The following is a 25,287-nucleotide window of genomic DNA, read 5'->3' as shown; positions in this document are numbered from 1 at the left end:
TCCCGCGTTGGCGTGTCTGGAGGGTCCTTAATTGAGACGGAAAGGTTATGGCGAAACGAGACTTTTACGAGGTTCTGGGGGTTGAGCGTGGCGCCAGCGAGGCGGACCTGAAGAAGGCCTACCGTCGCTTGGCGATGAAATACCACCCGGACCGCAATCCTGGCGACAAGGAAGCCGAGGACAAGTTCAAGGAGGCCAACGAGGCCTACGAGGTCCTCTCCGATGCCAGCAAGCGGGCGGCCTACGACCAGTACGGCCATGCCGGCGTCGATCCGAACATGGGAGGGGGCGCTGGCGCCGGTTTCGGCGGGGCGAGCTTCTCCGACATCTTCGGCGATGTGTTCAGCGATTTCTTCGGTGGCGGCGGCGCCCGCGGTGGCTCGCGCGGCGGCGCGCAGCGCGGCGCGGACCTGCGCTACACCCTGGATCTCGACCTGGAAGAGGCGGTACGCGGCACCACCGTCACCATCCGCGTGCCGACCCTGGTCGGTTGCAAGACCTGCAACGGCAGCGGCGCCAAGCCCGGCACCACACCGGTCACCTGCACCACTTGCGGCGGTATCGGCCAGGTGCGCATGCAGCAGGGCTTCTTCTCGGTCCAGCAGACCTGTCCGCGCTGCCACGGCAGCGGCAAGATGATTTCCGATCCCTGTGGCTCCTGCCATGGCCAGGGGCGCGTGGAAGAGCAGAAGACTCTGTCGGTGAAGGTGCCGGCCGGCGTCGACACCGGCGACCGCATCCGTCTCACCGGCGAAGGCGAGGCCGGCAGCATGGGTGGTCCGGCGGGCGACCTGTACGTGGTGGTCAATGTGCGCGAGCACCCGATCTTCCAGCGCGACGGCAAGCATCTGTACTGCGAAGTGCCGATCAGTTTCGCCGACGCTGCGTTGGGTGGCGAGCTGGAAGTGCCGACCCTGGATGGCCGGGTCAAGCTGAAGATTCCGGAAAGCACCCAGACCGGCAAGCTGTTCCGCCTGCGCGGCAAGGGCGTGGCCCCGGTGCGCGGCGGCGGCGCCGGCGACCTGATGTGCAAGGTGGTGGTGGAAACCCCGGTGAACCTGGACAAGCGCCAGCGCGAGCTGCTCGAGGAGTTCCGCAAGTCGTTGCAGAGCGACACCTCGCATTCGCCCAAGGCCAGTGGCTGGTTCGAAGGCATGAAGCGTTTCTTCGACGACCTATAAACAAAGCCATGGGCGCGGCCTGACCGCCGCGTCCGGGTTCCGCGTGGAGTGGTTTTATGCGACGTATAGCCGTAGTGGGCGCCGCCGGGCGCATGGGCAAGAACCTGATCGAGGCCGTTCAGCAGACCGGCGGTGCCGCCGGGCTGACGGCGGCGGTGGATCGTCCGGATAGCACCCTGGTGGGGGCGGACGCCGGCGAGCTGGCCGGTCTCGGCCGGATCGGCGTGCCGCTGTCCGGGGACCTGGGCAAGGTCTGCGAGGAGTTCGACGTCCTGATCGACTTCACCCATCCCTCCGTAACCCTGAAGAACATCGAGCAGTGCCGCAAGGCGCGCCGCGCGATGGTCATCGGCACCACCGGCTTCAGCGCCGACGAGAAGCTGCTGCTGGCCGAAGCGGCGAAGGATATCCCGATCGTCTTCGCTGCCAACTTCAGCGTCGGCGTGAACCTTTGCCTGAAGCTTCTGGATACCGCGGCACGGGTGCTGGGCGACGAAGTGGATATCGAGATCATCGAGGCCCATCACCGGCACAAGGTCGATGCACCGTCCGGCACCGCCTTGCGCATGGGCGAGGTGGTAGCCCAGGCGCTCGGCCGGGACCTCCAGGAAGTGGCGGTCTACGGACGTGAGGGGCAGACCGGCGCGCGGGCGCGGGAAACCATCGGCTTCGCCACCGTGCGCGCCGGCGACGTGGTGGGCGACCACACCGTGCTGTTCGCCGCCGAGGGCGAGCGCGTGGAGATCACCCACAAGGCTTCCAGCCGCATGACCTTCGCCCGTGGCGCGGTGCGTGCGGCGCTGTGGCTGGAGGGCAAGGAGAACGGCCTGTACGACATGCAGGATGTGCTCGGCCTACGCTGAGGCGCTGCCGCACGTCGTCTTATTGGTGGACCGGAATGTCGCGATTCTGTAAACTACAGCTTTAGTGTGTCCACTAAAAGCAGCGCAGCATGAATCGAAAAAAAGCGGGATGACTCTTCACGGTGTCATCCCGCTTTTTTACACCTGCGCGACCAGTCAGGCTTGATTTACGGGAGGTCTTCTTGACTAAGCCAGCCATACTTGCACTTGCCGACGGCAGCATTTTTCGCGGTGAAGCCATCGGTGCCGACGGCCAGACCGTTGGCGAGGTGGTGTTCAACACCGCCATGACCGGCTACCAGGAAATCCTTACCGATCCTTCCTACGCCCAGCAGATCGTCACCCTGACCTACCCGCACATCGGCAATACCGGTACCACCCCGGAAGACGCCGAGGCCAACCGTGTCTGGGCCGCCGGCCTGATCATCCGCGACCTGCCGCTGATCGCCAGCAACTGGCGCAGCAAGCAGTCGCTGCCTGACTACCTGAAAGCCAACGGCACCGTCGCCATCGCCGGCATCGATACCCGTCGCCTGACCCGTATCCTCCGCGAGAAGGGTTCGCAGAACGGCTGCATCCTGGCTGGTGCCGACGCTACCGAGGAACGCGCGCTGGAGCTGGCTCGCGCCTTCCCCGGCCTGAAGGGCATGGACCTGGCCAAGGAGGTCACCACCGCCGAGCGCTACGAGTGGCGCTCCAGCGTCTGGAACCTGGAAAGCGACAGTCATCCGGAGATCCCGGCCGGTGAACTGCCGTATCACGTGGTGGCCTACGACTACGGCGTGAAGCTGAACATCCTGCGCATGCTGGTGGCGCGCGGCTGCCGCCTGACCGTGGTGCCGGCGCAGACACCGGCCAGCGAAGTGCTGGCGCTGAACCCTGACGGCATCTTCCTTTCCAACGGCCCCGGCGACCCCGAACCGTGCGACTACGCGATCCAGGCGATCCGCGAATTCCTCGATACCGAGATCCCGGTGTTCGGCATCTGCCTCGGCCATCAGTTGCTGGCCCTGGCCTCTGGCGCCAAGACCCTGAAGATGGGCCACGGGCACCACGGCGCCAACCACCCGGTGCAGGACCTGGACAGCGGCGTGGTGATGATCACCAGCCAGAACCACGGTTTCGCGGTCGACGAGAGCACCCTGCCGGACAACCTGCGAGCCACTCACAAGTCGCTGTTCGACGGTACCCTGCAGGGTATCGAGCGCACCGACAAGGTCGCTTTCAGCTTCCAGGGCCACCCCGAGGCGAGCCCCGGTCCGCATGACGTCGCCCCGCTGTTCGACCGCTTCATCTCGGCGATGGCCGAGCGTCGCTGAGGAGCAGAGCCATGCCGACCCTGGGGATAACCGATTTCTGGACCTACGTGCTGGGTGTGGTTTTCGTGATCCTGTTGCCCGGACCGAACTCGTTGTTCGTCCTCGCGACTTCGGCCCAGCGTGGCGTGGCGACCGGCTACCGGGCCGCCTGCGGCGTGTTCCTCGGAGACGCGGTGCTGATGCTGCTGTCGGCCCTCGGTGTGGCCTCCCTGCTGAAGGCCGAGCCGATGCTGTTCATCGGCCTGAAGTACCTCGGTGCGGCCTACCTGTTCTATCTCGGCGTCGGCATGCTGCGGGGCGCCTGGCGCAAGCTGCGCAATCCCGAGGCGACGGCGGCGCAGGCCGAACAGGTGGATGTCCACCAGCCGTTCCGCAAGGCGCTGCTGCTCAGCCTGTCGAATCCCAAGGCGATCCTGTTCTTCATCTCCTTCTTCATCCAGTTCGTCGATCCCGGCTATGCCTATCCGGGCCTGTCGTTCCTGGTGCTGGCGGTGATCCTGGAACTGGTCAGCGCCCTTTACCTGAGCTTCCTGATTTTCACCGGTGTGCGGCTGGCGGCCTGGTTCCGCCGGCGGCAACGGTTGGCTGCCGGCGCCACTTCGGGCGTCGGCGCCCTGTTCGTCGGCTTTGGTGTGAAGCTGGCCACCGCAACCCTGTCCTGATTATTGCAACGAGAGTCCCATGCCAAAACGTACAGACATAAAGAGCATCCTGATCCTCGGTGCCGGCCCCATCGTGATTGGCCAGGCCTGCGAATTCGACTACTCCGGCGCCCAGGCCTGCAAGGCCCTGCGCGAGGAGGGCTACCGCGTCATCCTGGTGAACTCCAACCCCGCGACCATCATGACCGATCCGGCGATGGCCGACGCGACCTACATCGAGCCGATCAAGTGGGCCACCGTGGCCAAGATCATCGAGAAGGAACGCCCCGACGCGCTGCTGCCGACCATGGGCGGCCAGACTGCGCTGAACTGCGCCCTGGACCTGGAGCGCCACGGCGTGCTGGAGAAGTTCGGCGTGGAGATGATCGGCGCCAATGCCGATACCATCGACAAGGCCGAGGACCGCTCGCGCTTCGACAAGGCGATGAAGGATATCGGCCTGGCCTGTCCGCGCTCGGGCATCGCCCACAGCATGGAGGAGGCCTACGGCGTGCTCGAGCAGGTCGGCTTCCCCTGCATCATCCGTCCGTCCTTCACCATGGGCGGCACCGGCGGCGGTATCGCCTACAACCGTGAAGAGTTCGAAGAGATCTGCGCCCGTGGCCTCGACCTGTCGCCGACCAACGAGCTGCTGATCGACGAGTCGCTGATCGGCTGGAAGGAATACGAGATGGAGGTGGTCCGCGACAAGAAGGACAACTGCATCATCGTCTGCTCCATCGAGAACTTCGACCCGATGGGCGTGCACACCGGTGACTCGATCACCGTGGCGCCGGCGCAGACCCTGACCGACAAGGAATACCAGATCATGCGCAACGCCTCGCTGGCGGTATTGCGCGAGATCGGCGTGGAAACCGGCGGTTCCAACGTGCAGTTCGGCATCTGCCCGAACACCGGGCGCATGGTGGTGATCGAGATGAACCCGCGGGTTTCCCGCTCCTCGGCCCTGGCCTCCAAGGCCACTGGTTTCCCGATCGCCAAGATCGCCGCCAAGCTGGCGGTCGGCTACACCCTCGACGAACTGCAGAACGACATCACCGGCGGTCGCACCCCGGCGTCGTTCGAGCCGGCCATCGACTACGTGGTGACCAAGATCCCGCGCTTCGCCTTCGAGAAGTTCCCGAAAGCCGATGCCCGCCTGACCACCCAGATGAAGTCGGTCGGCGAAGTCATGGCCATCGGCCGGACCTTCCAGGAGTCGGTGCAGAAAGCCTTGCGTGGCCTGGAAGTCGGCGCCACCGGCTTCGATCCGAAGCTCGACCTGAACGACCCGGAGGCCGACAGCATCCTCAAGCGCGAGCTGACCGTGCCCAGCGCCGAGCGTGTCTGGTACGTCGCCGACGCCTTCCGCGCCGGCAAGAGCGTCGAGGAAGTGTTCGAGCTGACCCGCATCGACGAATGGTTCCTGGTGCAGATCGAGGACCTGGTCAAGGACGAGGAGAAGGTCAAGACCCTCGGCCTGTCCTCCATCGATCGCGAGCTGATGTACAAGCTCAAGCGCAAGGGCTTCTCCGACGCGCGCCTGGCCAAGCTGCTAGGCGTCACCGAGAAGAACCTGCGCAGCCATCGCCACAAGCTGAAGGTGCTGCCGGTCTACAAGCGTGTCGATACCTGCGCCGCCGAGTTCGCCACCGACACCGCCTACATGTATTCGACCTACGAGGAAGAGTGCGAGGCCAACCCGTCGAGCCGCGAGAAGATCATGATCCTCGGCGGCGGTCCGAACCGCATCGGCCAGGGCATCGAGTTCGACTACTGCTGCGTGCACGCGGCGCTGGCGATGCGCGAAGACGGCTACGAGACCATCATGGTCAACTGCAACCCGGAAACCGTCTCCACCGACTATGACACCTCCGACCGCCTGTACTTCGAGCCGGTGACCCTCGAGGACGTCCTTGAGATCGTCCGCGTCGAGCAGCCCAAGGGCGTGATCGTCCAGTACGGCGGCCAGACCCCGCTGAAACTCTGCCGCGCCCTCGAAGAGGCCGGCGTGCCGATCATCGGCACCAGCCCGGACGCCATCGACCGTGCCGAAGACCGCGAGCGCTTCCAGCAGATGGTCCAGCGCCTGAACCTGCGCCAGCCGGCCAACGCTACCGCGCGCAGCGAAGACGAGGCCCTGGCCGCGTCCAAGGCCATCGGTTATCCGCTGGTGGTACGTCCGTCCTACGTGCTGGGCGGGCGGGCGATGGAAATCGTCTACCAGGAAGAAGAACTCAAGCGCTACATGCGCGAGGCGGTGCAGGTTTCCAACGACAGCCCGGTGCTGCTCGATCACTTCCTCAACTGCGCCATCGAAGTCGACATCGACGCGGTATGCGACGGCGAGATCGTGGTGATCGGCGCGATCATGCAGCATATCGAGCAGGCTGGCGTTCACTCCGGCGACTCCGCCTGTTCGCTGCCGCCGTACTCGCTGCCGCAGCACATCCAGGACGAGATCCGCGAGCAGGTCAAGAAAATGGCCCTGGAGCTTGGCGTGGTCGGCCTGATGAACGTGCAGATGGCGGTGCAGGGCGAGGATATCTTCGTCATCGAGGTCAATCCGCGCGCCTCGCGTACCGTGCCGTTCGTCTCCAAGTGCGTCGGCGAGTCGCTGGCCAAGGTCGCCGCCCGCGTCATGGCCGGCAAGACCCTGGCCGAGGTCGGCTTCACCCAGGAAATCATCCCGCCGTTCTTCAGCGTCAAGGAAGCGGTGTTCCCGTTCGCCAAGTTCCCCGGCGTCGATCCGATCCTCGGCCCGGAAATGAAGTCCACTGGTGAAGTGATGGGCGTCGGTGATAGCTTTGCCGAAGCCTTTGCCAAGGCTCAGTTGGGGGCCAGCGAGATCCTCCCGACCGCCGGTTGCGCCTTCATCAGCGTCCGCGAAGACGACAAGCCGTTCGCCGCCCAGGTGGCTGGCGACCTGGTCGCGCTGGGCTTCGAAGTGGTAGCCACCGCCGGTACCGCGCGTGTCATCGAAGCCGCAGGCCTGCCGGTGCGTCGCGTGAACAAGGTGACCGAAGGTCGCCCGCACGTGGTGGACATGATCAAGAACGACGAGGTCACCCTGATCATCAACACCACCGAGGGCCGGCAGTCCATCGCTGACTCCTACTCCATTCGTCGAAACGCCCTGCAGCACAAGATCTGCTGCACCACCACCATTGCGGGTGGGCAGGCGATCTGTGAGGCGCTCAAGTTCGGTCCCGAGAAGACCGTTCGGCGTCTGCAGGATCTCCACGCAGGAATCAAGGCATGAGCAAGTTCCCCATGACCGTCCAGGGCGCCCGCGCCCTGGAAGAAGAAGTGAAACACCTGAAGGGCGTGCTGCGCCCGCAGATCAGCCAGGCCATCGCCGAAGCGCGTGAACTGGGCGACCTCAAGGAAAACGCCGAGTACCATGCGGCGCGCGAACAGCAGGGCATGGTCGAGGCGCGTATCCGCGACATCGAGGCCAAGCTGTCCAACGCCCAGGTCATCGATGTCACCGCCATCCCGCACAGCGGCAAGGTGATCTTCGGCACCACCGTCGACATCGCCAACGTCGAGACCGACGAGACCGTGACCTACCAGATCGTCGGCGACGACGAGGCGGATATCAAGGGTGGCAAGATCTCGGTGAATTCGCCGATCGCCCGTGCGCTGATTGGCAAGACCGAAGGCGATGCCGTGCTGGTGAGAACCCCGGGCGGCGACGTCGAGTACGAGATCGTCGAGGTTCGCCATATCTAAGCGCGCCCCGTTGCGCGCAGGCGCGATCAGTTGGCTGCTGGCCCAGACGTTCTGGGTCGGCGGCCTCTGGTTGCTGCAGTTCGTGGTCCTGCCTGCGTTGGCCAAGACCGGACTGGCGCCGCTGCTGGTGGAAACCGTAGCCGCGGCGTTGACGCCGCTGCTGATCGGCTTCGCCGGATTCTGTGCGGTGCTGCAGGCGCTGGTGTTGGTGTCGAGCCACGGGCCGAGGAGCCTCTGGCGAGACCTTCGCGGTCAGTTGTTGCTCGCCGTCGCGCTGCTCTGCCTGGTGTATTTCCTGGTGCGTGGGCTGGCGCCCGAGGCGGTGCGCTGGCTGCTGTTCAACTACCTGGCGGTGGCGATGTGTGGCCTGCTGCTGGTGTTGCAGCCGGTACCGGGGCGGGACGAGGAAGGCGTCTGAACCAGGTCGGGAAGTTTCCCGACCTTGGTTGGATGGGGCATCAGATGCCGGCGAAACGGCTGATGTTCGAGAGATTCTTGTTCGGCTTCGGGTTCTTCCGATAGACCAGCGCCATCTTGCCGATGCTTTGCACCAGGTCGCTGCGCGACTGCGCGCAGAGTTCGTCGAGCAGGGCGCGGCGATCGTCGCGCTCGGCCAGCGCCAGTTTCACCTTGATCAGTTCGTGATCGTTGAGTGCGCGCTCGAGTTCGGCGAGAACGCCTTCGGTCAAGCCGTTCTCGGCTACGATCAATACCGGTTTCAGGTGGTGACCGATAGATTTGAACTGTTTCTTCTGCTCTTGAGTGAGCGCCATAATCAGACCCCTGGGAAAAAGTCGTCTATTTTACCCCAGTTTTAGTCCAAGTGATGCTGCCCCCGCCGACCGGGGGTGCCCGAAGAGGTATTCCGTGGCCCGCTCCAAAACCAGCCAGCGTTGGCTGAAAGAACATTTCGACGATCCCTACGTGAAGATGGCCCAGCGCGATGGCTATCGCTCGCGTGCCAGCTACAAGCTGCTGGAGATCCAGGAGAAGGACCGCATCCTGCGTCCGGGCATGACCGTGGTCGACCTGGGCGCCGCGCCGGGCGGGTGGTCGCAGGTCACCAGCCGGGTGATCGGCGACCGTGGCCGGCTGATCGCTTCGGACATCCTCGAGATGGACAGCATCCCCGACGTCACCTTCATCCAGGGCGACTTCACCGAGGACGCGGTGTTCGCGCGGATCCTCGAGGCGATCGGCGATCATCCGGTAGACCTTGTGATTTCCGATATGGCCCCCAATATGAGTGGAGTGCGGGCCGCCGACCAGCCGCGCGCCATGTATCTCTGCGAACTGGCGCTGGACCTGGCCGGCCGTGTGCTGCGGCCGGGCGGCGATTTCCTGATCAAGATCTTCCAGGGCGAAGGTTTCGACCAGTACCACAAGCAGGCCCGGGAAATGTTCGACAAGGTACAGATGCGCAAGCCCCTGTCGTCGCGTGATCGTTCGCGGGAACAGTATCTGCTCGCACGCGGCTTTCGCGGGGAATAGACTGGAATGATTGACCCTATAGCCTGTCTATTGGTCGATGACCTGTTGTGCCGGGACGGGCGAGGGTTCATAAAGGGTTACAGACAACGCCTGCGTGCGCGGGCGCTTGTGTAGTACTTTTGGCCGGAAGGAGTCTGGCCGTCGTGTGAAGCGGTTTCCAGGACGGAGCCGGCTTCAGAGGGTAGTCAATTGAACGACATGGCAAAGAATCTGATTCTGTGGCTGATCATCGCGGCGGTACTGGTGACCGTGATGAACAATTTCTCGAGCCCGAGCGAGCCACAGACGCTGAACTACTCGGACTTCATCCAGCAGGTCAAGGATGGCAAGGTCGAGCGAGTGACCGTGGATGGCTATGTCATCACCGGCAAGCGTAGCGACGGCGATACCTTCAAGACCATCCGCCCGGCGATCCAGGACAACGGCCTGATCGGCGACCTGGTCAACAACAACGTCGTGGTCGAGGGCAAGCAGCCCGAACAGCAGAGCATTTGGACCCAGTTGCTGGTCGCCAGCTTCCCGATCCTGGTGATCATCGCCGTCTTCATGTTCTTCATGCGCCAGATGCAGGGCGGCGGCGGCGGCCGCGGTGGCCCGATGAGCTTCGGCAAGAGCAAGGCGCGCCTGCTGTCCGAGGACCAGGTCAAGACCACCTTCGCTGACGTCGCCGGCTGCGACGAGGCCAAGGAGGAGGTCAGCGAGCTGGTCGAGTTCCTTCGCGATCCGGGCAAGTTCCAGCGCCTGGGCGGCCGTATCCCGCGTGGCGTGCTGATGGTCGGCCCGCCCGGCACCGGCAAGACCCTGCTGGCCAAGGCCATCGCCGGCGAAGCCAAGGTGCCGTTCTTCACCATTTCCGGTTCCGACTTCGTCGAGATGTTCGTCGGCGTGGGCGCCTCCCGTGTCCGCGACATGTTCGACCAGGCCAAGAAGCACGCGCCGTGCATCATCTTCATCGACGAGATCGACGCCGTCGGCCGCCATCGCGGCGCCGGCCTGGGCGGCGGTCACGACGAGCGCGAGCAGACCCTCAACCAGTTGCTGGTGGAGATGGATGGCTTCGAGATGAACGATGGCATCATCGTCATCGCTGCCACCAACCGTCCGGACGTTCTGGACCCGGCGCTGCTGCGTCCGGGCCGCTTCGACCGCCAGGTGGTGGTCGGCTTGCCGGATATCCGCGGGCGCGAACAGATCCTCAAGGTGCACATGCGCAAGGTGCCGCTGGGCGACCATGTCGATCCTGCCGTCATCGCCCGCGGTACGCCCGGTTTCTCCGGCGCCGACCTGGCCAACCTGGTCAACGAGGCCTCGCTGTTCGCCGCGCGCTCCAACAAGCGCATCGTCGACATGCGCGAGTTCGAGCTGGCCAAGGACAAGATCATGATGGGCGCCGAGCGCAAGACCATGGTCATGTCCGAGAAGGAGAAGCGCAACACCGCCTACCACGAGGCCGGCCACGCCATCGTCGGTCGCCTGGTGCCGGAGCATGACCCGGTCTACAAGGTGTCCATCATTCCGCGCGGACGTGCCCTGGGCGTGACCATGTTCCTCCCCGAGGAAGATCGCTACAGCCTGTCCAAGCGCGCGCTGGAAAGCCAGATCTGCTCGCTGTTCGGCGGCCGTATCGCGGAAGAGATGACCCTCGGCTTCGAAGGCGTCACCACTGGCGCTTCCAACGACATCATGCGTGCTACCCAGTTGGCGCGGAACATGGTGACCAAGTGGGGTCTGTCCGAGAAACTCGGCCCGCTGATGTACGCGGAGGAGGAGGGCGAGGTGTTCCTCGGCCGTAGCGCCGGCAGCCAGCACGCCAATGTGTCGGGCGAGACCGCCAAGATGATCGACCAGGAAGTCCGGCGCATCATCGACGACTGCTACGGTACCGCCAAGCGACTGCTCGACGAGAACCGCGACAAGCTGGAGATGATGGCCGACGCACTGATGAAGTACGAGACCATCGACTCCGACCAGATCGACGACATCATGGCCGGTCGCGTGCCGCGCGAGCCGCGTGACTGGCAGGGTGGTTCGGGTACCGGCACCCCGCCGGCCAACCTGGAAGAGTCGGGCCGCCGCGAGAACACCCCTCCCATCGGTGGGCCGGCCGGCGAGCACTGAGAGCCCTGAATGAGCAATCCGCAATACCCGACCCGACTGCCTTGCGGCAGTCGGGTTCTTGATTTGGCCCGCCCGCATGTCATGGGCATCCTCAATGTCACCCCCGATTCCTTTTCCGACGGCGGCCGTTACGACCGGCTGGACGATGCCCTGCGGCATGCCGAGCGCATGGTGCGGGAAGGCGCAACGCTCATCGACGTCGGCGGCGAGTCGACCCGTCCCGGTGCGCGCAGCGTTTCTCCGACGGAGGAGCTGGAGCGGGTCGCTCCGGTAGTCGAACGCATCGCCCGCGAGCTGGACGTCGTGATTTCGGTGGATACCTCCACGCCTGCGGTCATGCGCGAAACTGCGCGTCTCGGAGCGGGTCTGATCAACGACGTCCGTTCGCTGCAGCGCGACGGTGCGCTGGATGCTGCGGTGGATAGCGGCCTGGCGGTCTGCCTCATGCACATGCGTGGAGAACCGCAGACCATGCAGGATGCGCCTGCCTACCAGGATGTGGTGGCGGAAGTCGGCGCGTTCCTGCAGGAACGTGTGGATGCCTGCGTGGCGGCCGGAATCGACCGCGAGCGGCTGTTACTGGATCCGGGTTTCGGTTTTGCCAAGACACTGGAGCACAACCTGGTGCTGTTCAGGCATCTGCAGGCGCTCCATGACCTGGGCCTGCCGTTGTTGGTCGGCGTTTCGCGCAAGAGCATGATCGGCAAGGTACTGGGGCGGGAGGTGGACGAACGCCTCTACGGCAGTCTCGCGCTGGCGGCCCTGGCGCTGGCCAAGGGCGCACGGATAATTCGAGTGCATGACGTGGCGGCGACCGTCGACGTGATGCGAATGATCTCCGCCGTTGAAATGGCGGATTGAGCACGGAAGACAAAAGATGAGCAGAAAATACTTCGGGACTGACGGTATCCGTGGTCGTGTTGGCGAGTTTCCGATTACTCCGGACTTCGTTCTCAAGCTGGGCTGGGCGGTGGGCATGGCCTTCCGCCGGCAGGGCAACTGCCGGGTCCTGATCGGCAAGGACACGCGCAGCTCGGGTTACATGTTCGAGTCGGCGTTCGAGGCCGGGCTCTCCGCTTCCGGCGCCGACACCCTGTTGCTGGGGCCGATGCCTACCCCGGGCATCGCCTACCTGACGCGGACTTTCCACGCCGAGGCCGGGGTGGTGATCAGCGCTTCGCACAATCCCCACGACGACAACGGCATCAAGTTCTTCTCCGGGCAGGGGACCAAGCTGCCGGACGACGTCGAGCTGATGATCGAGGAACTGCTCGATGCGCCGATGACCGTGGTGGAGTCCGCCCGTCTCGGCAAGGTTTCGCGGATCAATGACGCGGCGGGGCGCTACATCGAATTCTGCAAGAGCAGCGTGCCGACCAGCACCGACTTCAACGGTCTCAAGGTCGTGCTCGACTGCGCCAACGGCGCTACCTACAAGATCGCTCCCAGCGTCTTCCGGGAACTGGGCGCGGAAGTGACGGTGCTGGCGGCCAGCCCGAATGGCCTGAATATCAACGACAAGTGCGGCTCCACTCACCTGGATGGCCTGCAGGCTGCGGTGGTCGAGCACCATGCCGACCTCGGCATCGCCTTCGACGGCGACGGCGACCGGGTGATGATGGTCGACCATACCGGTGCGGTCGTGGATGGCGACGAACTGCTTTTCCTCATCGCGCGCGACCTGCAGGAAAGCGGGCGGCTGCAAGGTGGTGTGGTCGGCACCCTGATGAGCAACCTCGGCCTGGAGCTGGCTTTGCAGGAACTGCATATCCCGTTCGTGCGGGCGAAGGTCGGCGATCGCTATGTGATGGCCGAACTGCTGGCTCGGAACTGGATGCTGGGAGGGGAGAATTCGGGGCATATCGTCTGCTGCCAGAACACCACGACGGGCGATGCCATCATCGCGGCGCTACAGGTGCTGATGGCGCTCAAGCATCGCGGCCAGACCCTGGCCGAGGCGCGCCAGGGGATTCGCAAGTGCCCCCAGGTGCTGATCAATGTGCGCTTCAAGGGCGAAAACGATCCGCTCGAGCACCCCTCGGTGAAGGAGGCCAGCGTCCGCGTCACCGAGCAAATGGGCGGGCGCGGTCGTGTCCTGCTGCGCAAATCCGGCACAGAGCCGTTGGTCCGGGTGATGGTCGAGGGCGACGAGGAAGCTAGCGTTCGTGCCCACGCCGAACAGCTGGCAAAAATTGTTTCTGAGGTATGTGCTTGATTTTGCTTGCCAGTCTGGAAACTGTTGAGTAACATCTGCGCCCACTTTGCCCCGCGAGGTACAGCATGCGTCGACCCTTGGTGGCCGGTAACTGGAAAATGCACGGTACGCATTCCAGTGTGGCCGAGTTGATCAAAGGCTTGCGTCAGCTGGCGTTGCCGAGCGGAGTCGATGTAGCTGTGATGCCGCCTTGCTTGTTCATCAGTCAGGTCATCCAGGGCCTGGCCGGCAAGGCGATCGATGTAGGTGCGCAGAACAGCGCCGTCGAGCCGATGCAAGGCGCGCTGACCGGTGAGACTGCTCCCAGTCAGTTGGCGGATGTCGGTTGTAGCATGGTCCTCGTGGGCCACTCGGAGCGTCGCCTGATTCTCGGCGAGAGTGACGAGGTTGTGAGTCGCAAGTTTGCTGCGGCTCAGTCGTGCGGCCTGGTGCCGGTGCTGTGTGTCGGGGAGACCCGGGCGGAGCGCGAGGCAGGCAAGACGCTGGAGGTTGTCGCAAGGCAGCTGGGTAGCGTGATCGACGAGTTGGGTGTTGGAGCTTTTGCTCGCGCAGTCGTGGCTTACGAGCCGGTCTGGGCGATCGGGACCGGGTTGACCGCGTCCCCCGCGCAAGCCCAGGAAGTGCACGCGGCGATCCGCGCGCAACTGGCAGCGGAAAATGCCGAGGTCGCAAAAGGTGTGCGACTCCTTTACGGCGGCAGTGTAAAGGCGGCAAGTGCAGCCGAGTTGTTCGGCATGCCGGATATCGATGGGGGGCTGGTAGGTGGAGCCTCCCTCAATGCGGATGAGTTCGGCGCGATCTGTCGTGCCGCGGGAAGCTGAAGATGCTGGAAAAGGTCGTAATTGTCGTGCATCTGCTGATGGCATTGGGTCTTGTTGGCCTGATCCTCGTTCAGCATGGCAAGGGTGCGGATGCAGGGGCTTCTTTCGGTGCAGGTGCTTCGGCAACTGTTTTCGGAAGCCAAGGTTCCGCTACCTTTTTGAGTCGGATTACTGGTATACTGGCAGCGGTTTTTTTCTTGACCAGCCTTGGCTTAGCGTACTTCGCTAAAGAAAAGTCTGATGCTCTGCAACACATCGGGCTGCCGGATCCGGCAGTTCTGGAGCAGAAGCAAGAGAAAGCACCGGCCGCTGACGATGTGCCGGTTCTTCAGGAGCAGTCCAAGTCTGCGGAAAGTGCAGGCGATGTACCGGCGGCTCCTGAACAGAAGTAAGAGAAAGGTTTCTGCCGAGGTGGTGGAATTGGTAGACACGCTACCTTGAGGTGGTAGTGGCCATAGGCTGTAGGGGTTCGAGTCCCCTCCTCGGTACCATATAAGCAAGCCCCGTCATGCGGGGTTTGTCTCCGCAAGGTTCGGTTGACCCACCAGGGTGTCGGTCGTATAATCTTGCACCAGCTTTGACGCGGGGTGGAGCAGTCTGGTAGCTCGTCGGGCTCATAACCCGAAGGTCGTTGGTTCAAATCCAGCCCCCGCAACCAGTTTTTCAGGGCCCCTTTTTAGGGGCTTTTTGTTAGCTGGACAGTCCATGCCACGGTTCCGAGTGGCAATTTAGGGATGGGCGTTTCGCCCATTTTTTGTTTCTACGACATACGCGAGGCGATCAGGTGTCGAGCAAGCTAGAACAGTTGCAGGCCTTGCTGGCCCCTGTGGTCGAGGCGCTCGGCTATGAGTGCTGGGGCGTCGAGTTCATTTCCCAGGGTCGTCATTCGGTGTTGCGCGTCTATATCGACCGCCCCGAAGGCATCCTCATCGATGACTGTGAAGCCGTCAGTCGGCAGGTCAGCGGTATTCTCGACGTCGAAGACCCGATCAGCGGCGAGTACACCCTGGAGGTGTCCTCTCCGGGCATGGATCGGCCGCTGTTCACCCTCGAACAGTTCGCCAAGCATGCCGGCGAGCAAGTGAAGATCAGGCTGCGTTCGCCCTATGAGGGGCGGCGTAACTACCAAGGCATTCTCCGTGGTGTGGAGGAGCAGGATGTGGTGGTCCTGGTGGACGATCACGAGTACCTGCTGCCGATCGATTCGATCGACAAGGCCAACATCATTCCCCGTTTTGATTGAGACGCGAATCCGCGGATCCAATGGATTGAAAGGCGAGGCGTACAATGAGCAAAGAAGTACTGCTGGTTGTTGAGTCGGTATCCAACGAAAAGGGCGTACCGGCCGGCGTGATTTTCGAGGCGCTGGAGCTGGCTCTGGCGACCGCCACCAAGAAACGTTTCGAGGACGAGGTCGACCTGCGCGTCGAGATCAATCGTCATAACGGCAGCTACGAGACTTTCCGTCGTTGGCACGTCGTCGCCGACGAGGACTACCAGGACCCCGCCACCGAGATCACCGTCGAGGACGTCCAGGAGCAGAAGCCGGGCGCGAAGGTCGGCGAGGTCATCGAAGAAAAGATCGAATCCATCGAGTTCGGCCGCATCGCTGCGCAGACTGCCAAGCAGGTCATCGTGCAGAAGGTCCGCGAGGCCGAGCGCGCCCAGGTGGTCGATGCCTACCGCGAGAAGGTCGGCGAGATCATTTCCGGTACCGTGAAGAAGGTCACCCGCGACAACGTCATCGTCGATCTCGGCAACAACGCCGAGGCGCTGCTGGCCCGCGACCAGATCATTCCGCGCGAGACCTTCCGCGTTGGCACCCGCGTGCGTGCCCTGCTGAAGGAGATCCGTACCGAGAACCGCGGTCCTCAGCTGGTCCTGTCGCGTACCGCGCCGGAAATGCTGATCGAGCTGTTCCGCATCGAAGTACCGGAAATCGCCGAGCAGTTGATCGACGTGATGGCCGCCGCCCGTGACCCGGGCTCGCGCGCCAAGATCGCCGTTCGTTCCAAGGACAAGCGCATCGACCCGCAGGGCGCCTGCATCGGCATGCGCGGTTCGCGCGTCCAGGCGGTATCCGGCGAGATCGGTGGAGAGCGGGTGGACATCGTCCTGTGGGACGACAACCCGGCGCAATTCGTGATCAACGCCATGGCTCCGGCCGAGGTGGCGGCGATCATCGTCGACGAGGATACCCATACCATGGATATCGCCGTCGCCGAGGACAATCTGGCGCAGGCTATCGGCCGCAGTGGCCAGAACGTCCGTCTGGCCAGCCAGTTGACCGGCTGGACCCTGAATGTGATGACCGAGGCGGATATCCAGGCCAAGCAACAGGCCGAGACCGGGGATATCCTGCAGCGCTTCGTCGACGAGCTGGATGTCGACGAGGAACTGGCCCAGGTACTGGTGGAAGAGGGCTTCACGACTCTTGAGGAAATCGCCTACGTACCGATGGAAGAGATGCTCAGCATCGATGGCTTCGACGAAGACATCGTCAACGAGCTGCGCTCCCGTGCCAAGGATCGCCTGCTGACCAAGGCCATTGCGACCGAAGAGAAGCTCGCCGACGCACAACCGGCAGAAGACCTGCTCAGCCTCGATGGCATGAGCAAGGAGCTGGCCCTGGACCTGGCGCTGCGTGGCGTAACCACCCGTGAAGATCTGGCCGAGCAATCGATCGACGATCTGCTCGACATCGACGGCATGGACGAAGAGCGTGCCGGCAAGTTGATCATGGCCGCCCGGGCCCATTGGTTCGAGTAAGCAGTCGCGGCCTGAGGAGAGAAGTGCATGACGCAAGTCACGGTGAAAGAACTGGCCCAGGTGGTCGACACACCGGTGGAGCGCCTGCTGCTGCAGATGCGTGACGCAGGTCTGCCGCACACCAGTGCCGAACAAGTTGTAACGGATAGCGAGAAGCAAGCCCTGCTGACCCACCTGAAAGGCAGCCATGGCGATCGCGCCAGCGAGCCGCGCAAGATCACCCTGCAACGCAAGACCACTACCACGCTGAAAGTGGGTGGCAGCAAGACGGTGAGCGTCGAAGTTCGCAAGAAGAAAACCTATGTCAAGCGCAGCCCCGACGAGATCGAGGCCGAGCGCCAGCGCGAACTCGAGGAGCAGCGCGCGGCGGAAGAGGCGGAGCGTCTGAAGGCCGAAGAGGCCGCTGCCCGCCAGCGTGCCGAAGAGGAAGCGCGCAAGGCCGAGGAAGCTGCGCGTGCCAAGGCTGCCCAGGAAGCAGCGGCTACTGCCGGTGCCGAGCCTGCCGTGGTGGCGGATGTCGCGGCTGCCGAACCGGTGGCCAAGCCTGCCGCCGTGGAAGAACGCAAGAAGGAAGAGCCGCGCCGCGCGCCCAAGCGTGACGAGGACGATGACCGCCGCGACCGCAAGCACACCCAGCACCGTCCCTCGGTCAAGGAGAAGGAAAAGGTTCCTGCTCCGCGCGTGGCTCCACGCAGCACCGACGAGGAAAGCGATGGTTACCGTCGCGGCGGTCGTGGTGGCAAGTCGAAGCTGAAGAAGCGCAACCAGCACGGGTTCCAGAACCCGACAGGACCGATCGTGCGTGAAGTGAACATCGGTGAGACCATCACCGTAGCCGAGTTGGCCGCCCAGATGTCGGTCAAGGGCGCCGAAGTCGTCAAGTTCATGTTCAAGATGGGCTCCCCGGTGACCATCAACCAGGTCCTGGACCAGGAGACCGCCCAACTGGTCGCCGAAGAGCTGGGCCACAAGGTCAAGCTGGTCAGCGAGAACGCGCTGGAAGAACAACTGGCCGAGTCCCTGAAGTTCGAAGGCGAGGCGGTCACCCGCGCGCCGGTCGTCACCGTCATGGGCCACGTCGACCACGGCAAGACCTCGCTGCTCGACTACATCCGTCGCGCCAAGGTCGCCGCGGGCGAGGCCGGTGGCATCACCCAGCATATCGGTGCCTACCACGTCGAAACCGAGCGTGGCATGGTGACCTTCCTGGATACCCCCGGCCACGCCGCGTTCACCGCGATGCGTGCCCGTGGCGCCCAGGCGACCGATATCGTGATCCTGGTGGTCGCGGCCGACGACGGCGTCATGCCGCAGACCCAGGAAGCCGTGCAGCACGCGAAAGCGGCGGGCGTGCCGATCGTGGTCGCGGTGAACAAGATCGACAAGCCCGAGGCCAACCCGGACAACATCAAGAACGGCCTGGCCGCTCTCGACGTGATCCCGGAAGAGTGGGGCGGCGACGCTCCCTTCGTCCCGGTTTCGGCGAAGCTCGGTACTGGCGTCGATGAACTGCTCGAAGCGGTCCTGCTGCAGGCGGAAGTGCTCGAACTGAAAGCCACTCCGTCGGCCCCGGGCCGTGGCGTGGTGGTCGAGTCGCGCCTGGACAAGGGACGCGGCCCGGTGGCCACCGTGCTGGTCCAGGACGGTACCCTGCGCCAGGGCGACATGGTGCTGGTCGGCATCAACTACGGTCGTGTCCGCGCCATGCTCGACGAGAACGGCAAGCCGATCAAGGAAGCCGGCCCGTCGATCCCGGTCGAGATCCTCGGCCTGGACGGTACGCCGGATGCCGGTGACGAGATGACCGTGGTCGCCGACGAGAAGAAGGCCCGCGAAGTCGCCCTGTTCCGTCAAGGCAAGTTCCGTGAGGTGAAACTGGCGCGTGCCCATGCCGGCAAGCTGGAAAACATCTTCGAGAACATGGGCCAGGAAGAGAAGAAGACCCTGAACATCGTCCTCAAGGCCGATGTGCGCGGTTCGCTCGAGGCTCTGCAAGGCTCGCTCAGCGGCCTGGGCAACGACGAAGTGCAGGTCCGCGTGGTCGGTGGCGGCGTCGGTGGCATCACCGAGTCCGACGCCAACCTGGCGCTGGCTTCCAACGCGGTGCTGTTCGGCTTCAACGTGCGCGCCGACGCCGGCGCGCGCAAGATCGTCGAAGCCGAAGGTCTGGATATGCGTTACTACAACGTGATCTACGACATCATCGAGGACGTCAAGAAGGCCCTGACCGGCATGCTCGGCAGCGATCTGCGGGAGAACATCCTGGGCATCGCCGAGGTGCGCGACGTGTTCCGCTCGCCGAAGTTCGGCGCGATCGCCGGCTGCATGGTCACCGAGGGCATGGTGCACCGCAACCGTCCGATCCGCGTACTGCGCGACGACGTGGTCATCTTCGAAGGCGAGCTGGAGTCTCTCCGTCGCTTCAAGGACGACGTCGCCGAAGTGCGTGCCGGCATGGAGTGCGGCATCGGCGTGAAGAGCTACAACGACGTCAAGGTCGGCGACAAGATCGAAGTGTTCGAGAAGGTCGAAGTCGCACGCAGCCTTTGATGGCGAGTGCGTAACCACAGCGCCCGGGCCGGCTTCCAGCTGTCCCGGGCGTTTGTCGCTTTTTTTTCCAGTGGCCGGGTGTCGCTGGAGGCAGGTTGAAAAATGGCAAAAGACTACAGCCGTACCCAGCGTATCGGCGATCAGATGCAACGCGAACTGGCTCAACTGATCCAGCGCGAGATCAAGGACCCGCGCCTGGGCCTGGTCACCATCACCGGTGTCGAGGTCAGCCGCGACGTGGCGCACGCCAAGGTGTTCATCACCGTCATGGGCCAGGACGATGCCGGCAAGATCGCCCTGAACATGGAAATCCTCAACGACGCCGCCGGCTACCTGCGCATGTTGCTGGGCAAGTCGATGAAGCTGCGCAGCGTGCCGCAACTGCATTTCCACTACGACGAAAGCATCCGCCGCGGCGCCGAGCTGTCCGCGCTGATCGAACGTGCGGTGGCCGAAGACGGCCGCCGCCACGGCGACGAGACCGAGGACTGAGCGTGGCCCAGGTGAAGCGTATCCGCCGCTCCATCAGCGGCATCCTGGTGCTCGACAAGCCTCGCGGCATGAGTTCCAACCAGGCACTGCAGAAAGTCCGCTGGCTGCTCAATGCCGAGAAGGCCGGCCACACCGGCAGCCTCGACCCGCTGGCCACCGGGGTGCTGCCGCTGTGCTTCGGCGAGGCGACCAAGTTCTCCCAGTATCTTCTCGATGCCGACAAGGGTTACGAGACGGTGATGCGCATGGGCATCACCACCACCACCGGCGACGCCGAGGGCGAACTGCTCGCCGAGCGGGACGTGACCGTCGGTCGGGACGATCTCGAACAGGCCCTGCCGCGCTTCCGTGGCGACATAGAGCAGGTACCGCCGATGTACTCGGCGCTGAAGAAAGACGGACAGCCGCTGTACAAGCTCGCCCGTGCAGGAGAGGTAGTGGAGCGCGAGGCGCGTTCTGTTACTATTACGCGCCTGGATTTGCTCTCCTTCGAGCCGCCCTGTGCGACCCTGGCCGTTTCCTGCAGCAAAGGCACCTACGTGCGTACGCTGGTGGAAGATCTTGGCCAGGTCCTGGGCTGCGGCGCGCACGTCGCGGCACTGCGGCGGACCCAGGCCGGGCCGTTCGCCCTGGCCCAGGCGATCACCCTCGAGACGCTCGAACGCGTGCATGCCGAAGGTGGTCCGGAAGCGCTGGACCAATTCCTGATGCCGGAAGACAGCGGCCTGTTGCATTGGCCGGTGTTGCAGTTGTCCGAGCACAGTGCGTACTACTGGCTGCACGGGCAGCCGGTGCGGGCCCCGGAAGCGCCGAAGTTCGGCTGGTTGCGGGTGCAGGATCACACAGGTCGTTTCATCGGTATCGGTGAAGTGACCGACGACGGGCGTATCGCCCCGCGTCGACTGATTCGGTCATAAGACCGATACGAGGGTGGCTGTCAGCAGGCACGGTCATTCCTCCTTTTAAAACACGGGAAGCGATTCCCGGCCTGTTCACTCAGAGGAAGCCCATCATGGCACTGAGCGTTGAAGAAAAAGCGCAGATCGTTAACGAATACAAGCAAGCTGAAGGCGACACCGGGTCCCCGGAAGTGCAGGTAGCCCTGCTGTCCGCCAACATCAACAAGCTGCAGGATCACTTCAAGGCCAACGGCAAGGATCACCATTCCCGCCGTGGTCTGATCCGTATGGTTAACCAGCGCCGTAAGCTGCTGGACTACCTGAAGGGCAAAGACGTGTCTCGCTACACTGCCCTGATCGGCCGTCTGGGTCTGCGTCGCTAAGCGACGCCGGTCGGCAGCTTGAAGCAAGGAGCTGGAAGTCTGGCGTCGATACCCGCACACGAGGCGGGTATCGGCGTCGGGCTTCCAGCTTCGCGCTTTCTAGGAATCGATTCGGGTCCGACTCCCGGCATTCCACCGATTTCCCCCAAGGCAACATAGAAGGTAAAGACACCGTGAACCCGGTAACCAAGCAATTCCAGTTCGGTCAGTCGACCGTCACTCTCGAGACCGGCCGTATCGCTCGCCAGGCCACCGGCGCCGTACTGGTCACCATGGACGACGTCAGCGTGCTGGTCACCGTGGTCGGCGCCAAGTCGCCGGCCGAAGGCCGCGACTTCTTCCCGCTGTCCGTGCACTACCAGGAAAAGACCTACGCCGCAGGCCGTATCCCCGGCGGTTTCTTCAAGCGTGAAGGACGTCCTTCCGAGAAGGAAACCCTGACCTCGCGCCTGATCGACCGTCCGATCCGTCCGCTGTTCCCCGAAGGTTTCATGAATGAAGTGCAGGTCGTCTGCACCGTCGTTTCCACCAACAAGAAGTCCGATCCGGACATCGCCGCGATGATCGGTACCTCCGCCGCCCTGGCGATCTCCGGCATTCCGTTCGCCGGCCCGATCGGCGCCGCCCGCGTCGGTTTCCATCCGGAAATCGGCTACATCCTCAACCCCACCTACGAGCAACTGCAGAGTTCCAGCCTCGACATGGTCGTGGCCGGTACCGAAGACGCCGTGCTGATGGTGGAGTCCGAGGCCGACGAACTGACCGAAGACCAGATGCTCGGTGCCGTGCTGTTCGCCCACGACGAGTTCCAGGCGGTGATCCGTGCCGTCAAGGAGCTGGCCGCCGAAGCTGGCAAGCCGGCCTGGGACTGGAAAGCCCCGGCGGAAAACACCGTGCTGGTCAACGCCATCAAGGCAGAGCTGGGCGAAGCGATCTCCCAGGCCTATACCATCACCATCAAGCAGGACCGCTACAACCGTCTGGGCGAGCTGCGCGACCAGGCCGTGGCCCTGTTCGCCGGCGAGGAAGAGGGCAAGTTCCCGGCTTCCGAGGTCAAGGACGTATTCGGCCTGCTGGAATACCGCACCGTTCGCGAGAACATCGTCAACGGCAAGCCGCGTATCGACGGTCGTGACACCCGTACCGTGCGTCCGCTGCGCATCGAAGTCGGCGTGCTCGGCAAGACCCACGGTTCCGCGCTGTTCACCCGTGGCGAAACCCAGGCCCTGGTCGTCGCGACCCTCGGCACCGCGCGCGATGCCCAGTTGCTGGATACCCTGGAAGGCGAGCGCAAGGACGCCTTCATGCTGCACTACAACTTCCCGCCCTTCTCGGTAGGCGAGTGCGGCCGCATGGGCAGCCCGGGTCGTCGTGAAATCGGCCATGGCCGTCTGGCCCGTCGTGGCGTCGCTGCCATGCTGCCGACCCAGGACGAGTTCCCCTACACCATTCGCGTGGTTTCCGAGATCACCGAGTCCAACGGTTCCAGCTCGATGGCCTCCGTGTGCGGCGCCTCCCTGGCGCTGATGGATGCCGGTGTGCCGGTCAAGGCGCCGGTCGCCGGTATCGCCATGGGCCTGGTCAAGGAAGGCGAGAAGTTCGCCGTCCTGACCGACATCCTCGGTGATGAAGACCACCTGGGCGACATGGACTTCAAGGTTGCCGGTACCGACAAGGGCGTCACCGCCCTGCAGATGGACATCAAGATCAACGGTATCACCGAAGAGATCATGGAGATCGCCCTGGGCCAGGCCCTGGAAGCTCGCCTGAACATCCTCGGCCAGATGAACCAGGTCATCGCCAAGCCGCGCGCCGAGCTGTCCGAGAACGCCCCGACCATGCTGCAGATGAAGATCGACTCGGACAAGATCCGCGACGTCATCGGCAAGGGCGGCGCGACCATCCGTGGTATCTGCGAAGAGACCAAGGCCTCGATCGACATCGAGGACGATGGCAGCGTGAAGATCTACGGCGAAACCAAGGAAGCCGCCGAGGCCGCCAAGCTGCGCGTCCTGGCGATCACCGCGGAAGCCGAGATCGGCAAGATCTATGTCGGCAAGGTGGAGCGCATCGTCGACTTCGGGGCCTTCGTCAACATCCTGCCGGGCAAGGACGGCCTGGTGCACATCTCGCAGATCAGCGACAAGCGCATCGACAAGGTCACCGACGTGCTGCAGGAAGGCCAGGAAGTGAAGGTCCTGGTGCTCGACGTGGACAACCGTGGCCGCATCAAGCTGTCGATCAAGGACGTGGCTGCCGCCGAAGCTTCCGGCGTGTAAGTCGAGTCGTGATCGATGAAAACAGGGCCCTCGGGCCCTGTTTTCGTTTCCGCGACACGCTTCTCGGCGAAGGGGGCGAATCCTTGCATTTTGCAAGCCCTGTCATCGCCAATTCGGCATTCTGCAACCGTCTCGCTTCCAGCCTATTTTTTAACTTATTGTTTTTAAAGGATTTTATTTTAGAGAAAAACTGGCACAGCGCTTGCGATATCTACTATGCAACTGACGCCAGGAATGGCTGCAGTTTTTCGAAATCCATAGGAGAAACCGCAATGAAATTCAGCAAACTCGCTATTGCCGCTGCTACTGCCACTGCTCTGAGCTTCTCGATGGCCAATGCGTTCGCTGCCCAGCCCATCAGCCTGGCGGCCAACGACACTATGCAGAAAACCGAAGAAGCGGTTTCCGATACCTGGATCACCAGCAAGGTGAAATCCAGCCTGATCGCCAACAAGAATGTCAGTGGCGTCGATATCAAGGTCGAGACCAACAAAGGTGTGGTTTCCCTTTCCGGCAACGTGAAGAGCGATGCCGAGCGTGACCTGGCGATCGAGACCGCCAAGGGCATCAAGGGCGTGAAAGCCGTTTCCGCCGATGGCCTGAAATCGGTCGAGTAAGCGCCCGGGCCGAACGACCCCTTTTCCCTCGTCACCAGGAGGAAGACCGATGAATTCCGATGTGATCAAAGGTAAGTGGAAGCAACTCACCGGCAAGATCAAGGAGCGTTGGGGCGATCTGACCGACGACGATCTCCAGGCTGCCGACGGACATGCCGAATACCTGGTCGGCAAGCTGCAGGAACGCTATGGCTGGTCCAAGGAAAGGGCTGAACAGGAAGTTCGCGACTTCAGCGATCGCCTGTGAACAGGTAGAAAGAAGCCCCGCCGGGATTGCCCGGCGGGGCTTTTTCATGGGCGCTGGATTCAGTCGCCGCGCCGGCTCTGGATGGCGCTGAGGCGGTTGCCCTCGAAACGGACGAAATACAGCATGCCGTTCCATGGCCCATAGATCCATTCCTGGACCTCGACCTCGTAGCGCTTGCCCCATTCCCCGACGACCTCGCGATAACCCAGGCTGTCGCGGCTGCGTGGCTCGCCGCAGCGCGCAAGAACGTCGGCGCTGCTGTCGCCGGTGCTGACCAGGCGGCTGCCGCAACGCAGCGAATCGGCCTGCGCATGTGCCAATGGCAGCAGGGACAGCAGCGCCACCAGGCCGGTACGCGGAAGCGAGCGATTCAACGCTTGAACTCGATGCGTTTCAGCTTGTTGGCTTCGAAGGTCAGGATGTAGGTCACGCCGTTGCGCGGGCCGTACACCCACTCCTCGACCTTGAATTCCCGCCGATCGTAGCTGCCCAGGGTATAGCCGACGTCGTCGCGGTGATCCGGATCGCCGCACTTTTGCTGTACTTCGAAGGCCCGGTCGCCGACGCTGACCAGCGCACTGCCGCAACGCATGGTGTCGGCCTGCGCGCTCGCGCAGGCAAGGTAGAGCAGGGGGGCCGCGAGGGCGGCGAATCGCTTGTGCAAGGT

25 protein-coding genes and 2 tRNA genes are annotated in these 25,287 nt (G+C 63.5%); 24 read left to right on the top strand and 3 right to left on the bottom strand.

Annotation, left to right across the window (positions count from 1 at the left end):
* The first annotated feature begins 47 nt into the window (after nucleotides 1-47).
* From dnaJ to HMPREF2914_RS12080, 7 genes are all read left to right on the top strand, one after another.
* The gene (gene dnaJ / locus HMPREF2914_RS12110) at nucleotides 48-1,181 is read left to right on the top strand and encodes a molecular chaperone DnaJ (RefSeq protein ID WP_023092638.1); all 1,134 of its coding nucleotides are present in this window, start codon (nucleotides 48-50) and stop codon (nucleotides 1,179-1,181) included.
* A gap of 56 nt (nucleotides 1,182-1,237) precedes the next feature.
* Nucleotides 1,238-2,044, top strand: a complete 807-nt coding sequence (gene dapB / locus HMPREF2914_RS12105) for a 4-hydroxy-tetrahydrodipicolinate reductase (RefSeq protein WP_003095210.1) — start codon at nucleotides 1,238-1,240, stop codon at nucleotides 2,042-2,044.
* Between the two features lie 182 nt (nucleotides 2,045-2,226).
* Nucleotides 2,227-3,363 (top strand): glutamine-hydrolyzing carbamoyl-phosphate synthase small subunit, encoded by a 1,137-nt coding sequence (gene carA, locus HMPREF2914_RS12100; RefSeq protein WP_003095209.1) that lies wholly within the window; start codon nucleotides 2,227-2,229, stop codon nucleotides 3,361-3,363.
* Nucleotides 3,364-3,374: 11 nt separating this feature from the next.
* Complete coding sequence (gene leuE / locus HMPREF2914_RS12095; protein WP_003095208.1) at nucleotides 3,375-4,025, top strand: leucine efflux protein LeuE; 651 nt, start codon at nucleotides 3,375-3,377, stop codon at nucleotides 4,023-4,025.
* Nucleotides 4,026-4,044: 19 nt separating this feature from the next.
* Nucleotides 4,045-7,266: a carbamoyl-phosphate synthase large subunit gene (gene carB / locus HMPREF2914_RS12090; protein WP_003095207.1), complete on the top strand. Its 3,222-nt coding sequence runs from the start codon at nucleotides 4,045-4,047 to the stop codon at nucleotides 7,264-7,266.
* Nucleotides 7,263-7,739 (top strand): transcription elongation factor GreA, encoded by a 477-nt coding sequence (gene greA, locus HMPREF2914_RS12085; RefSeq protein ID WP_003095206.1) that lies wholly within the window; start codon nucleotides 7,263-7,265, stop codon nucleotides 7,737-7,739. Before carB ends, greA begins: the two co-directional genes overlap by 4 nt.
* Before the next feature lie 10 nt (nucleotides 7,740-7,749).
* Nucleotides 7,750-8,157, top strand: coding sequence for a DUF4149 domain-containing protein (locus HMPREF2914_RS12080; RefSeq protein WP_003109321.1), 408 nt, complete (start codon nucleotides 7,750-7,752; stop codon nucleotides 8,155-8,157).
* Between the two features lie 40 nt (nucleotides 8,158-8,197).
* Here HMPREF2914_RS12080 and yhbY read toward each other — a convergent pair whose 3' ends face one another.
* Complete coding sequence (yhbY, locus tag HMPREF2914_RS12075; RefSeq protein WP_003095204.1) at nucleotides 8,198-8,512, bottom strand: ribosome assembly RNA-binding protein YhbY; 315 nt, start codon at nucleotides 8,510-8,512, stop codon at nucleotides 8,198-8,200.
* A 94-nt stretch (nucleotides 8,513-8,606) separates the two neighbouring features.
* Here yhbY and rlmE point away from each other — a divergent pair, with 94 nt between their 5' ends.
* From rlmE to HMPREF2914_RS11990, 17 genes are all read left to right on the top strand, one after another.
* Nucleotides 8,607-9,230 carry a 23S rRNA (uridine(2552)-2'-O)-methyltransferase RlmE gene (gene rlmE / locus HMPREF2914_RS12070; protein WP_003095202.1) on the top strand — a complete coding sequence of 208 codons (624 nt, stop codon included), beginning with the start codon at nucleotides 8,607-8,609 and terminating at the stop codon, nucleotides 9,228-9,230.
* Nucleotides 9,231-9,428: 198 nt separating this feature from the next.
* Entirely contained in the window at nucleotides 9,429-11,348 is a 1,920-nt protein-coding gene (gene ftsH, locus HMPREF2914_RS12065) for an ATP-dependent zinc metalloprotease FtsH (RefSeq protein ID WP_003095200.1), read from the top strand.
* A gap of 9 nt (nucleotides 11,349-11,357) precedes the next feature.
* Nucleotides 11,358-12,209 carry a dihydropteroate synthase gene (folP, locus tag HMPREF2914_RS12060; RefSeq protein WP_003123508.1) on the top strand — a complete coding sequence of 284 codons (852 nt, stop codon included), beginning with the start codon at nucleotides 11,358-11,360 and terminating at the stop codon, nucleotides 12,207-12,209.
* 16 nt (nucleotides 12,210-12,225) lie between these two features.
* Nucleotides 12,226-13,563, top strand: a complete 1,338-nt coding sequence (gene glmM / locus HMPREF2914_RS12055; RefSeq protein WP_003095196.1) for a phosphoglucosamine mutase — start codon at nucleotides 12,226-12,228, stop codon at nucleotides 13,561-13,563.
* 65 nt (nucleotides 13,564-13,628) lie between these two features.
* Nucleotides 13,629-14,384: a triose-phosphate isomerase gene (gene tpiA, locus HMPREF2914_RS12050; RefSeq protein ID WP_003100513.1), complete on the top strand. Its 756-nt coding sequence runs from the start codon at nucleotides 13,629-13,631 to the stop codon at nucleotides 14,382-14,384.
* Nucleotides 14,385-14,386: 2 nt separating this feature from the next.
* Nucleotides 14,387-14,776: a preprotein translocase subunit SecG gene (secG, locus tag HMPREF2914_RS12045; RefSeq protein ID WP_024947269.1), complete on the top strand. Its 390-nt coding sequence runs from the start codon at nucleotides 14,387-14,389 to the stop codon at nucleotides 14,774-14,776.
* A gap of 13 nt (nucleotides 14,777-14,789) precedes the next feature.
* Nucleotides 14,790-14,875 (top strand) — tRNA-Leu (locus tag HMPREF2914_RS12040).
* Nucleotides 14,876-14,965: 90 nt separating this feature from the next.
* A tRNA-Met gene (locus tag HMPREF2914_RS12035) sits at nucleotides 14,966-15,042 on the top strand.
* A gap of 126 nt (nucleotides 15,043-15,168) precedes the next feature.
* Entirely contained in the window at nucleotides 15,169-15,627 is a 459-nt protein-coding gene (gene rimP / locus HMPREF2914_RS12030) for a ribosome maturation factor RimP (protein ID WP_003095193.1), read from the top strand.
* 44 nt (nucleotides 15,628-15,671) lie between these two features.
* The gene (gene nusA / locus HMPREF2914_RS12025) at nucleotides 15,672-17,153 is read left to right on the top strand and encodes a transcription termination factor NusA (protein ID WP_003095192.1); all 1,482 of its coding nucleotides are present in this window, start codon (nucleotides 15,672-15,674) and stop codon (nucleotides 17,151-17,153) included.
* 27 nt (nucleotides 17,154-17,180) lie between these two features.
* Nucleotides 17,181-19,703, top strand: a complete 2,523-nt coding sequence (gene infB, locus HMPREF2914_RS12020; RefSeq protein ID WP_003100517.1) for a translation initiation factor IF-2 — start codon at nucleotides 17,181-17,183, stop codon at nucleotides 19,701-19,703.
* Nucleotides 19,704-19,805: 102 nt separating this feature from the next.
* Nucleotides 19,806-20,195, top strand: a complete 390-nt coding sequence (rbfA, locus tag HMPREF2914_RS12015; RefSeq protein ID WP_003095188.1) for a 30S ribosome-binding factor RbfA — start codon at nucleotides 19,806-19,808, stop codon at nucleotides 20,193-20,195.
* Nucleotides 20,196-20,197: 2 nt separating this feature from the next.
* On the top strand, nucleotides 20,198-21,112 hold the full coding sequence (gene truB / locus HMPREF2914_RS12010) for a tRNA pseudouridine(55) synthase TruB (RefSeq protein ID WP_003100522.1): 915 nt from the start codon (nucleotides 20,198-20,200) through the stop codon (nucleotides 21,110-21,112).
* A 95-nt stretch (nucleotides 21,113-21,207) separates the two neighbouring features.
* Nucleotides 21,208-21,477, top strand: coding sequence for a 30S ribosomal protein S15 (rpsO, locus tag HMPREF2914_RS12005; RefSeq protein WP_003095184.1), 270 nt, complete (start codon nucleotides 21,208-21,210; stop codon nucleotides 21,475-21,477).
* Nucleotides 21,478-21,650: 173 nt separating this feature from the next.
* Nucleotides 21,651-23,756 (top strand): polyribonucleotide nucleotidyltransferase, encoded by a 2,106-nt coding sequence (gene pnp / locus HMPREF2914_RS12000; RefSeq protein WP_003095181.1) that lies wholly within the window; start codon nucleotides 21,651-21,653, stop codon nucleotides 23,754-23,756.
* A gap of 272 nt (nucleotides 23,757-24,028) precedes the next feature.
* Entirely contained in the window at nucleotides 24,029-24,373 is a 345-nt protein-coding gene (locus HMPREF2914_RS11995; protein WP_003095177.1) for a BON domain-containing protein, read from the top strand.
* Nucleotides 24,374-24,422: 49 nt separating this feature from the next.
* Nucleotides 24,423-24,620, top strand: coding sequence for a CsbD family protein (locus HMPREF2914_RS11990; RefSeq protein WP_003095174.1), 198 nt, complete (start codon nucleotides 24,423-24,425; stop codon nucleotides 24,618-24,620).
* Nucleotides 24,621-24,679: 59 nt separating this feature from the next.
* Here the strand turns inward: HMPREF2914_RS11990 and HMPREF2914_RS11985 are convergent, their stop codons facing one another.
* Entirely contained in the window at nucleotides 24,680-24,994 is a 315-nt protein-coding gene (locus HMPREF2914_RS11985) for a DUF2845 domain-containing protein (RefSeq protein ID WP_003095173.1), read from the bottom strand.
* Nucleotides 24,991-25,284 carry a DUF2845 domain-containing protein gene (locus HMPREF2914_RS11980; RefSeq protein ID WP_003100541.1) on the bottom strand — a complete coding sequence of 98 codons (294 nt, stop codon included), beginning with the start codon at nucleotides 25,282-25,284 and terminating at the stop codon, nucleotides 24,991-24,993. Before HMPREF2914_RS11980 ends, HMPREF2914_RS11985 begins: the two co-directional genes overlap by 4 nt.
* Nucleotides 25,285-25,287: the final 3 nt, after the last annotated feature.

This window comes from Pseudomonas sp. HMSC067G02 (assembly GCF_001813485.1).
Taxonomy (GTDB): Bacteria; Pseudomonadota; Gammaproteobacteria; order Pseudomonadales; family Pseudomonadaceae; genus Pseudomonas; species Pseudomonas aeruginosa.
The sequence above is the reverse complement of the archived record's forward strand: the minus strand, read 5'-3'. Positions and strand labels throughout refer to the sequence as shown.

What these genes read in the sequence shown, in the direction of transcription:
- leuE (WP_003095208.1), top strand. Translation starts at nt 3,375, where the DNA reads ATGCCGACCCTGGGGATAACCGATTTCTGGACCTACGTGCTGGGTGTG.
- infB (WP_003100517.1), top strand. Translation starts at nt 17,181, where the DNA reads ATGACGCAAGTCACGGTGAAAGAACTGGCCCAGGTGGTCGACACACCG.
- ftsH (WP_003095200.1), top strand. Translation starts at nt 9,429, where the DNA reads ATGGCAAAGAATCTGATTCTGTGGCTGATCATCGCGGCGGTACTGGTG.
- yhbY (WP_003095204.1), bottom strand. Translation starts at nt 8,512, where the DNA reads ATGGCGCTCACTCAAGAGCAGAAGAAACAGTTCAAATCTATCGGTCAC.
- rpsO (WP_003095184.1), top strand. Translation starts at nt 21,208, where the DNA reads ATGGCACTGAGCGTTGAAGAAAAAGCGCAGATCGTTAACGAATACAAG.
- tpiA (WP_003100513.1), top strand. Translation starts at nt 13,629, where the DNA reads ATGCGTCGACCCTTGGTGGCCGGTAACTGGAAAATGCACGGTACGCAT.
- HMPREF2914_RS11990 (WP_003095174.1), top strand. Translation starts at nt 24,423, where the DNA reads ATGAATTCCGATGTGATCAAAGGTAAGTGGAAGCAACTCACCGGCAAG.
- nusA (WP_003095192.1), top strand. Translation starts at nt 15,672, where the DNA reads ATGAGCAAAGAAGTACTGCTGGTTGTTGAGTCGGTATCCAACGAAAAG.
- rbfA (WP_003095188.1), top strand. Translation starts at nt 19,806, where the DNA reads ATGGCAAAAGACTACAGCCGTACCCAGCGTATCGGCGATCAGATGCAA.
- greA (WP_003095206.1), top strand. Translation starts at nt 7,263, where the DNA reads ATGAGCAAGTTCCCCATGACCGTCCAGGGCGCCCGCGCCCTGGAAGAA.
- secG (WP_024947269.1), top strand. Translation starts at nt 14,387, where the DNA reads ATGCTGGAAAAGGTCGTAATTGTCGTGCATCTGCTGATGGCATTGGGT.
- glmM (WP_003095196.1), top strand. Translation starts at nt 12,226, where the DNA reads ATGAGCAGAAAATACTTCGGGACTGACGGTATCCGTGGTCGTGTTGGC.
- dapB (WP_003095210.1), top strand. Translation starts at nt 1,238, where the DNA reads ATGCGACGTATAGCCGTAGTGGGCGCCGCCGGGCGCATGGGCAAGAAC.
- carB (WP_003095207.1), top strand. Translation starts at nt 4,045, where the DNA reads ATGCCAAAACGTACAGACATAAAGAGCATCCTGATCCTCGGTGCCGGC.
- HMPREF2914_RS11995 (WP_003095177.1), top strand. Translation starts at nt 24,029, where the DNA reads ATGAAATTCAGCAAACTCGCTATTGCCGCTGCTACTGCCACTGCTCTG.
- dnaJ (WP_023092638.1), top strand. Translation starts at nt 48, where the DNA reads ATGGCGAAACGAGACTTTTACGAGGTTCTGGGGGTTGAGCGTGGCGCC.
- folP (WP_003123508.1), top strand. Translation starts at nt 11,358, where the DNA reads ATGAGCAATCCGCAATACCCGACCCGACTGCCTTGCGGCAGTCGGGTT.